The 9,297-nt window shown below is 67.9% G+C and carries 8 protein-coding genes and 1 pseudogene; 6 read left to right on the plus strand and 3 right to left on the minus strand.

All coding sequences use genetic code 11. The annotated features are described in order from the left end of the window. From VE172_RS02905 to VE172_RS02920, 4 genes and pseudogenes are all read left to right on the plus strand, one after another. Positions 1–254, plus strand: a 254-nt coding sequence (locus VE172_RS02905; RefSeq protein WP_324796901.1) for a hypothetical protein, incomplete at its 5' end; no start/stop codon positions are given. Positions 255–662: 408 nt separating this feature from the next. Then, positions 663–1,472 carry a hypothetical protein gene (locus VE172_RS02910; RefSeq protein ID WP_349258231.1) on the plus strand — a complete coding sequence of 270 codons (810 nt, stop codon included), beginning with the start codon at positions 663–665 and terminating at the stop codon, positions 1,470–1,472. Between the two features lie 14 nt (positions 1,473–1,486). After that, on the plus strand, positions 1,487–3,415 hold the full coding sequence (locus tag VE172_RS02915; RefSeq protein ID WP_324796907.1) for a fumarate reductase/succinate dehydrogenase flavoprotein subunit: 1,929 nt from the start codon (positions 1,487–1,489) through the stop codon (positions 3,413–3,415). Beyond that, a pseudogene (locus VE172_RS02920) lies at positions 3,412–4,164 on the plus strand (succinate dehydrogenase/fumarate reductase iron-sulfur subunit); the annotation flags it as partial. The gene VE172_RS02915 and the pseudogene VE172_RS02920, both read left to right, overlap by 4 nt. A 40-nt stretch (positions 4,165–4,204) precedes the next feature. Here VE172_RS02920 and VE172_RS02925 read toward each other — a convergent pair. From VE172_RS02925 to VE172_RS02935, 3 genes are all read right to left on the minus strand, one after another. Then, on the minus strand, positions 4,205–4,747 hold the full coding sequence (locus tag VE172_RS02925) for a TetR/AcrR family transcriptional regulator (protein ID WP_324796913.1): 543 nt from the start codon (positions 4,745–4,747) through the stop codon (positions 4,205–4,207). Beyond that, positions 4,744–6,162, minus strand: coding sequence for an MFS transporter (locus VE172_RS02930; RefSeq protein WP_324796915.1), 1,419 nt, complete (start codon positions 6,160–6,162; stop codon positions 4,744–4,746). The genes VE172_RS02925 and VE172_RS02930 overlap by 4 nt, the downstream gene beginning before the upstream one ends. A 90-nt stretch (positions 6,163–6,252) precedes the next feature. Continuing rightward, positions 6,253–7,746, minus strand: coding sequence for an MDR family MFS transporter (locus VE172_RS02935; RefSeq protein WP_324796918.1), 1,494 nt, complete (start codon positions 7,744–7,746; stop codon positions 6,253–6,255). Positions 7,747–7,951: 205 nt separating this feature from the next. Between VE172_RS02935 and ychF the strand changes: the two genes are divergently transcribed. Continuing rightward, positions 7,952–9,028, plus strand: coding sequence for a redox-regulated ATPase YchF (gene ychF, locus VE172_RS02940; RefSeq protein WP_324796922.1), 1,077 nt, complete (start codon positions 7,952–7,954; stop codon positions 9,026–9,028). A gap of 21 nt (positions 9,029–9,049) precedes the next feature. Further along, positions 9,050–9,297 (plus strand): hypothetical protein (locus VE172_RS02945; protein ID WP_324796925.1); only part of this gene is annotated, 248 nt, incomplete at its 3' end.

A 9,297-nucleotide genomic window follows, 5' to 3' on the forward strand; every position in this document is an offset into this window, starting at 1 on the left:
CCACTCCCACCGCCCCCACAGGCCGCCAGTCCCAGACCCGCCAAAGCGAGAGCGGAGACGGCAGCTATGACGCGTTTTTTGCGCACCATCACTTCTCCTCGATTAATGGTTCTCTCGTTGGGTTCACCGAGTCGGTCTGGCTCAACGGAAACTGCCCGCCGCCGGTGAAGTGGGCCGCCGCGAAGCGACCCATGCTGGGGAAAACTAGCCGACTAAATCTCGGCGCTGGCACCGAAAACCACACCTTCCGGTAACGATTCGGACAAGATCCACGTGATCGGCGCATACCGCAGGCCCGGTAACCCATCGAAATCACCGCCCTACCAATCGTCGCCGGCGCCGTATCCTCGGTGTTCGTCCCCATGCGAATGCGAGTAAAACAGAAAAAACGGAAGCCCGCCCCGACGACGCGCCATCGGACCGACGCTTGGCGAAGCCGTAAACCCGTTGCGTGGTCGCACCCGTGTGATAACGCACGCATTCGGGCGTGTCACACACGGCGGCGGGGCGTGATCGCGCCCACTGGGGGCAAGGGATATTCTGCGTGCCGCAGTATTCCAGCGAGCCCACTGTCAACACGTGTCAATAAACGTCGGTCTTGTCCCGGCGGCGCGCCGCGCTGACGGGGGGCTCCCAACACTCGCGCGAGGGAGCGCATACGGATGACAGCCACGCTTGGGCGGCAGAGCCGACCACGTGCCGCGATTGCGGAACGTCACTTGCGGACCGACCGCTGGTGGGTCACACCACTGTTGACATTCCTGGGTCTCGCGGCCTTCCTGATCTACGGGTTCGTGCGGATCTTCTGGGACGCCGACTACTGGGTGGACGCCCACCACTATCTGGCGCCGTTCTATTCGCCGTGCCTGTCGCAAAGCTGCGTGGAGGGGTCGAGCCACTTCCTGGGCCAGCCGTTCCCGCAACTGCCCTCCTGGATGAGCCCGGCGATGATCGTGCTGATCCTGCCCGGCGGCTTCCGCGCGACCTGCTACTACTACCGCAAGTCGTATTACCGGTCGTACTGGCTGTCGCCCCCGGCCTGCGCCGTTCCCGACGGCCACAAGCGCTACACCGGCGAGACGCGCTTCCCGCTGATCTTCCAGAACGTCCACCGCTACTTCTTCTACCTCGCGGTCCTGGTGGCGGCGGTTCTCACGTACGACGCGTCGATCGCGTTCCACGGCACCGACGGCGGCTTCGGCATCGGTCTGGGAACCGTGATCCTGTGGATCAACGTGGTGTGCATCTGGGCCTACACGCTGGGCTGCCACTCCTGCCGCAACATCGTCGGCGGGCGCCTCACCCACTTCTCCAAGCACCCCGTGCGGTATCGACTGTGGACCATGGCGTCCAGGCTCAACGCCCGCCACCAGATGTGGGCGTGGATTTCAATGTTCTCGGTGATGGCCGCCGACGCCTACGTATGGCTGGTGTCGTCCGATGTGCTCACCGATCTGCGGATTTTCAACTAGGAGTGGAGAAGCAAGTGTCCGAGGTTCAACGCCACTCCTTCGACGTGCTCGTCATCGGCGCCGGCGGCGCCGGTCTGCGGGCCGCGATCGAGTCCCGGATGGCGGGCAAGAAAACCGCCATCATCTCCAAATCGCTGTTCGGCAAGGCCCACACGGTCATGGCCGAGGGCGGCGCGGCCGCCGCCATGGGCAACGTCAACTCGAAGGACAACTGGCAGGTCCACTTCCGGGACACCATGCGGGGAGGCAAGTTCCTCAACCACTTCCGCATGGCCGAGCTGCACGCCAAGGAGGCGCCCAGCCGGATCTGGGAGCTGGAGACCTACGGTGCCCTGTTCGACCGGACCCCCGAGGGCAAGATCTCGCAGCGCAACTTCGGCGGTCACGAGTACCCCCGGCTGGCCCACGTCGGTGACCGCACCGGCCTGGAGCTGATCCGCACCCTGCAGCAGAAGATCGTGTCGCTGCAGCAGGACGACAAGCGGGAGTCCGGCAGCTACGACGCGAAGCTTCAGGTCTTCGCCGAGACCACCATCACCGAGCTGATCCTCACCGACGGCAGGGTGGCCGGGGCCTTCGGGTACCGGCGCGACAACGGCGAGTTCGTGTTGTTCGAGGCGCCGGCGATCGTGCTGGCCACCGGCGGCATCGGCAAGTCCTTCAAGGTGACGTCCAATTCCTGGGAGTACACCGGCGACGGTCACGCGCTGGCGCTGCGCGCCGGGGCGACCCTGGTCAACATGGAGTTCGTCCAGTTCCACCCCACCGGCATGGTGTGGCCGCCCTCGGTGAAGGGCATTCTGGTCACCGAGTCGGTGCGCGGCGACGGCGGTGTGTTGCGCAACAGCGACAACGAGCGCTTCATGTTCAACTACATCCCCGAGGTCTTCAAGGAGCAGTACGCCGACAACGAGGACGAGGCGGACCGTTGGTATAAGGACCAGGAGAACAACCGGCGCCCGCCGGAGCTGCTGCCCCGCGACGAGGTCGCCCGCGCCATCAACGCCGAGGTGAAGGCCGGGCGGGGCACGCCCCACGGCGGCGTCTTCCTGGACGTGTCGACGCGGCTGCCCGCCGAGGAGATCAAGAAGCGGCTGCCGTCGATGCATCACCAGTTCATGGAACTGGCCGATGTGGACATCACCCGGGAGCCGATGGAGGTCGGGCCCACCTGTCACTACGTGATGGGCGGTGTCGAGGTCGACCCCGACACCCAGCAGTCCAAGGTGGTCGGTCTGTACGCCGCGGGCGAGGTGTCGGGCGGCATGCACGGCTCCAACCGGCTGGGCGGCAACTCGCTGTCCGACCTGCTGGTGTTCGGCAAGCGCGCCGGCGAGCACGCCGCCGGCTATGTGGACAGCCTTCAGGAGCGTCCGCAGGTGCCCGACGCCGACGTGGAGCGCGTCCGGACCGCGGCGCTGTCGGTGCTGGTGGACGAGCTGGACGACGAGTCCGTGAACCCGTACACGCTGCAGCACGACCTCCAGCAGGTGATGAACGACCTGGTCGGGATCATTCGCCGCGCCCCCGAGCTGGACGAGGCCCTGGTCAAGTTGGAGGAGCTCAAGAAGCGCGTCAAGAAGGTGCGCGCCAGCGGCGGGCGCAAGTACAACCCCGGCTGGCACCTGGCGCTGGATCTGCGCAACATGCTGGCGGTCAGCGAGTGCGTCGCCAAGGCGGCCCTGGAGCGTTCGGAGTCGCGCGGTGGTCACACCCGCGAGGACGCGCCCGGCATGGACCCGTCGTGGCGCAAGGTGAACCTGGTCTGCTCGATGCCGGGTCCGGACGTGACCCTGAAGCGCCAGCCGCTTCCGGTGATGCGCGACGAGCTGCTCACCCTGTTCGATCGCGGGGAGCTGGGCAAGTACATGACCGCCGAGGAACTCGACAGCTACGACGCCGCTGTGGGCAGCGCGTCGGACAAGGACGGTGACGAGAAATGACGGAACGCCACTTCCGCGTGTGGCGCGGAGACGACGAGGGCGGTGAGCTGACCGACTTCGACGTCGACGTCAACGACGGCGAGGTCGTGCTGGACGTCATCCACCGCCTGCAGGCCACCCAGGCGCCGGATCTGGCGGTGCGCTGGAACTGCAAGGCGGGCAAGTGCGGCTCGTGCTCGGCGGAGGTCAACGGCCGCCCGCGCCTGATGTGCATGACCCGGATGAACACCTTCGAGCCGGACGAGACCGTCACCGTCACCCCGGTGCGGACCTTTCCGGTGATCCGCGACCTGGTGACCGACGTGTCGTTCAACTACGAGAAGGCCCGCGCCATGCCGGCCTTCGAGCCCCCGGCCGACCTGGAACCGGGCGAGTACCGGATGCAACAGGTCGATGTGGAGCGTTCGCAGGAGTTCCGCAAGTGCATCGAATGCTTCCTGTGCCAGAACACCTGTCACGTGGTGCGTGACCACGAGGAGAACAAGGAGGACTTCTCCGGTCCCCGCATGTTCATTCGCGCCGCCGAGCTCGACATGCACCCCCTGGACGCCCGCGACGACCGCAAGGAGATGGCGCAGGCCGAGCAGGGTCTGGGTTTCTGCAACATCACCAAGTGCTGCACCGAGGTGTGCCCCGAGCACATCAAGATCACCGACAACGCGATCATTCCGATGAAGGAGCGCGTGGTGGACCGCAAGTACGATCCCGTGACCTGGTTGGGTCGCAAGATTTTCCGTAGGGATCAGATCGCGAAGTGACTCGAGTCGAGGGCGTCCGCCACGGGCGCCCTCATTCGTCTATCAGGGACTGAATGCCGGGCCCGTACCGCTTGGCGATGCGTTCGGGGTCCACCGTGGACACGGGACCGCCGGGGTTGATCGCCGAGGCCGCCGACAGTCCCAACAGCTGCCCCACCACCATCTCGGCGCGCAGCTGTGCGTCCGGGCCGCGCAGCCGCTCGGCCAGCCGGCGCACCACCTGGGCCTGGAAGCGTTCGCGCAGCAGGGAACGCTCGTCCCCCCGCCCGATGGTGAACACCACGCGCAGCAGCAGGTCCAGGCGATGGGCGCGGCGATAGCGGATCAGGGTGAGCACCAGATGGTGCCCGAGCTCGGCGTCGGGCGCGTCCAGAAGCGACTCGGCGGCGGCGCCGAAGTCGGCGACCCGGTCGAACAGGGATTCCTTGCTGCCGAAGTGTTTGACGATCAGCGCGGCGCTCACCCCCGCCTCAGTGGCGATGTCGCGCAGGGTCACCAGGGCGAAGGGGTCGCGGGCGAAGGCGATGCGGGCGGCGCGCAGGATCGCGTCGCGTCCCGAATCGGCGGTGGTCATGACGCGCCCGCACCCGCCAGGACGCGGGCGGGCCGCTTGGCGGGGATCAACAGGGTGAGCACCAGGGCGCCGAGCGCGGCGGCACCGGCGATGACGAACACCAGGTAGTAGGCGCCGAGGGTGGGCGCGGAGTGTCCGGCGTGGACGGCCACCAGGTGGGCCAGCACGGTGGCGACGATGGCGCTGCACACCGCCTGCCCGATGGTGCGCATCAGGGTGTTGAGGCCGTTGGCGGCCGCGGTTTCGGTCACGGGTACAGCTTGCATGATCAGGGCCGGGAGCGTGGAGTAGGCCACGGCGGTTCCGGAGGCGACGACAGTGGCGCCGACGATGATGCCGGCCAGGCTGTCGCTGGTGAACAGCCGGACCGCGTAGCCCACGGCGAGGATGACGGTGGCCAGGGTGAGGGTGAAGCGGGGCCCGCGGGCCGCCGACAGCCGGGCGGACACCGGCGACAGGATCACCATGGCGACGCCGCCGGGCAGCAGGCACAGTCCGCTGACGAAGATGGACGCGCCGAGGCCGTAGCCGGTGGAGGCGGGCTCCTGCACGAGTTGCGCGGTGGCCAGCGAGTTGGCGTAGAAGGCGAAGCCGATGAGCAGCGCGCTGAGGTTGGTGAACAGCACGGCGGGCCGGATCGACACGGCGACGTCGACCAGCGGCGCGCTCACCCGCAGCTGGTAAAACGCCCACAGCGGACCGACGATGACGGCCGCGGCGGCCAGCCACAGCGTGGCCGGGCTGTCCCAGCCCCAGGAGCTGCCCTTGGACACCACGAGCAGCAGGCAGGCCAGGAAGGCGCTGAGTCCCAGCGCGCCGGGCACGTCGAAGCGGCCGCGGGTGCGCAGCGTGGATTCCGGGACGATCAGGGCCACCGCGATCACGACGATGACGCCGAGGGCGGCGCTGACCCAGAACATGGTGTGCCACTCGGTGTATTCGATGACGGCGGTGGCGATCGGGATGCCGAAGGCGGCGCCGACGCCGAGGGTGGCGCTCATGATGGCGATGGACGGGATGACGCGCTCGGGCGGCACCACGTCGCGCAGGATGCTGATGCCCAGCGGCACCACGGCCACGGCGGCGCCCTGCAGGCCGCGCCCGATGATCAGGGTCAAGAGGTCGGAGCTGGTGGCGCACATCAGCGAGCCGATCACCATGCCGACCAGGGCGGTCAGCAGCACCCGGCGCTTGCCGTACATGTCACCCGCGCGGCCCAGCAGCGGGGTGAACACCGCGCCGGTCAGCAGGGTGATGGTGACGGTCCAGCTGACGTCGTCGGCGCCGCTGTGGGTGAGGCGGGGCAGCGACGGCAGCAGCGGGACGATGATGGTCTGCATGATGGCGACCAGGACGCCGCAGCAGGACAGCATGCCGAGAATCAGTCGGGGGTGTCGCTCGGGCACGGCGGGCATGGGGCTCCTCGGTAGGTGAACGCGCGTTTACCTACCTAGTAAACACACGTTCACCTACCGAGGACAATCGGATATCCGTCACATACGTCCTCAGTGAGCGGTCGACTCCGCGGCCTCGGGCGGCTTGCGGACGAAGAACGCCCCGACCACCGCCAGCAGCGAGATCACCAGCCCCACGGTGAACGCCGCGCGCACCCCGTCCGTCAGCGAGGCGGCCTGTCCGGCCCCGGCGGCCTTGGACGCGGCGACCTGGATCGCCATCACCGTGACGAACAGGGCGGTGCCCGCCGCCCCGGCCACCTGCTGGCAGGTCGCCACGATCGCGCTGCCGTGCGGGGTCAGCTCCGGCTTCACGGAGCCAAGCCCGGCGGTGAACAGCGGCGTCATCAGCGCCGCCAGCCCGGCGCTGAGCAGGATGTGACCGGCCAGCAGCGAGTACGGCGAGGTGTGTTCGTCCACAAGGGTCAAAAGGAACATGATGACGGTGATGACGACGGCGCCGGGAACCACAAGGATCCGCGGGCCGAAGCGGTCGAAGATCCGCCCGACCACCGGCCCCATCACGCCCATCACCAGCCCGCCGGGCAGCAGCAACAGCCCTGTCGACAGGGGGCTGAGATGCAGCACCTGCTGGGTGTAGATCGGCAACAGGATGACGGTGCCGAACAGCGTCGCCATGCAGATCAGCAGGATGACCACCGTGATGGTGAAGTTGCCCGCCTTGAATGTGCGCAGGTCCAACAGCGCCCGGTCGTCGCGTTGCAGCATCAGCTGGCGCCACACGAACACGACCAGCCCCACGACGCCGACGCTCAGCGCGATCCACATCGCCACCGGCGAGGAGTGCGACCCGCCGCCGGTCCGGCCGCCCTCGCCGATGCGGCTGAGGCCGTAGATCAGCCCGCCGAAGCCCAGCGCCGACAGCACCACGGAGAAGACGTCGATCGGCACCTTCTTGGGCTCGCCGACGTTCTCGATCTGGCGGTAGCCGATGAAGCCGACGACGAGCGCGATCGGCAGCACCAGCCAGAACATCCAGCGCCACGACAGGAAGCTCAGCACCACCCCGGAGATGGTGGGCCCGATCGCCGGGGCGACCGAGATGACGATGGAGATGTTGCCCATCATCTTGCCGCGCTCGGCGGGCGGCACCATCGTCATGATGGTGTTCATCAGCAGCGGGATGATCACCGCGGTGCCGCACGCCTGCAGGACGCGCCCGACCAGCAGCACCTCGAAGCCCGGCGCCGAGGCAGCGGTCAGTGTGCCCAGGGAGAAGAACGCCATGGCGCCGATGAAGATCGGCCGGGTGTTCAAGCGCTGCAACAGGAAGCCGGTGACCGGGATGACCACCGCCATGGTGAGCATGAACGCCGTCGACAGCCATTGCGCGGTGGACGCGTCGATGCGCAGGCTGTGCATCAGCTTGCTCAGGGCGACGGCCATGATGGTCTCGTTGAGAATCAGGACGAACGCGGCCGCCAACAGCAGCCAGATCACCCGGCGCGCCCTGGCACTGGTGTGCTCGGCGGCGTCGGGTGGGGGCGAATCGAGCGTCGCCGCGGTCTTCGCGGGCTCGGTCACGACTGGTCCTCTCGGGCTCGAAGCCGATCAGGTGGGGTGGGGGGTCAACAACGCAGCCCGTGGGTCCCGTGCCAGGCGCGGGCCGCGTGGAGACGGGCCGCGTACGCTGTCTCAAAAGTGTCGCAATGGCCAACACGGCGCGGTGACCTGCGGCCCACCGTAGTTGCCAGGGACACACCACACGCCATTGCCTAATATGTGGCCCATGCCTTCACTGACCATCGGTATCGTCGGGCTGCCCAACGTCGGCAAGTCCACTCTGTTCAACGCGCTGACCCGCGCCGAGGTTCTCGCCGCGAACTATCCATTCGCGACCATCGAGCCCAACACCGGGGTGGTGGGCGTCCCCGACCCCCGGTTGGACCGGCTGGCGGAGCTGCACGACTCCCAAAAGGTCATCCCGGCGACCGTGACCTTCGTGGACATCGCGGGCCTGGTGAAGGGGGCCAGCGAGGGCCAGGGCAAGGGCAACCAGTTCCTGGCCAACATCCGCGAGGCCAACGCGATCTGCCAGGTGGTGCGGGTCTTCGAGGACGGCAACGTCACCCATGTGGACGGACGGATCTCCCCGCCCGACGACATCGAGACCATCAACACCGAGCTGATCCTGGCCGACCTCCAGACCATCGACCGCGCCCTACCCCGTCTGGAGAAGGAGGCGCGCATGAACAAGGACAAGCGCGCCACGGTCGAGGCGATCACCGCCGCCCGCGAGGTGCTCAACTCGGGCCGCACCATCTTCTCCGCGGGTCTCGACACCGAGCCGCTGTACGACCTGCACCTGTTGACGGCCAAGCCCTTCCTGTACGTCTTCAATGTGGACGAATCCCAGGTCGCCGACGAGGCGCTCACCGCCCGCCTGGCCGAGATGGTCGCCCCCGCCGACTCGGTGGTGCTGGACGCCAAGTTCGAATCCGAGCTGGTCGACCTGGAACCCGAGGAGGCCCTGGAGATGCTGCAGTCCACCGGCCAGACCGAGCCGGGCCTGGACCGCCTGGCCAAGATCGGCTTCCACACCCTCGGCCTCCAGACCTACCTGACCGCGGGACCCAAGGAGTCGCGCGCCTGGACCATCAGGCGCGGCGCCACGGCGCCGGAGGCCGCCGGCGAGATCCACACCGACTTCCAGCGCGGCTTCATCAAGGCCGAGATCGTCTCCTACGACGCGCTGATGTCCGCCGGTTCCATGGCGGCGGCCAAGGCCGCGGGCCAGGTCCGCATGGAGGGCAAGGATTACGTGATGCGCGACGGCGACGTCGTGGAGTTCCGCTTCAACGTCTAGCCCGGCGGGGAGGTCCGCGACATGGCGGTGGTCGAGTTCTGGCCGGAGTACGGATCGGGGCCGCTGTGGCTCGACGGCGCGGCCGTCGAGCCCGCGACGCTGGTGGACGCCGACCTCGCCGAGCGCCTGATCGCGTGGAACGCCGTCTACGCGGACGCGAAGTTGCCCCTCGAGGGCGACGGCGACGCCGCCTGGATTCGGCGGGGCGGTCGGCTGCTCGGGTTGGTGAGGCGACAGCTCGCGGGCACCCACGAGGTCGTCGTGACCGA

The sequence above is a fragment of the Stackebrandtia sp. genome (genome assembly GCF_035643755.1).
GTDB lineage: Bacteria > Actinomycetota > Actinomycetes > Mycobacteriales > Micromonosporaceae > Stackebrandtia.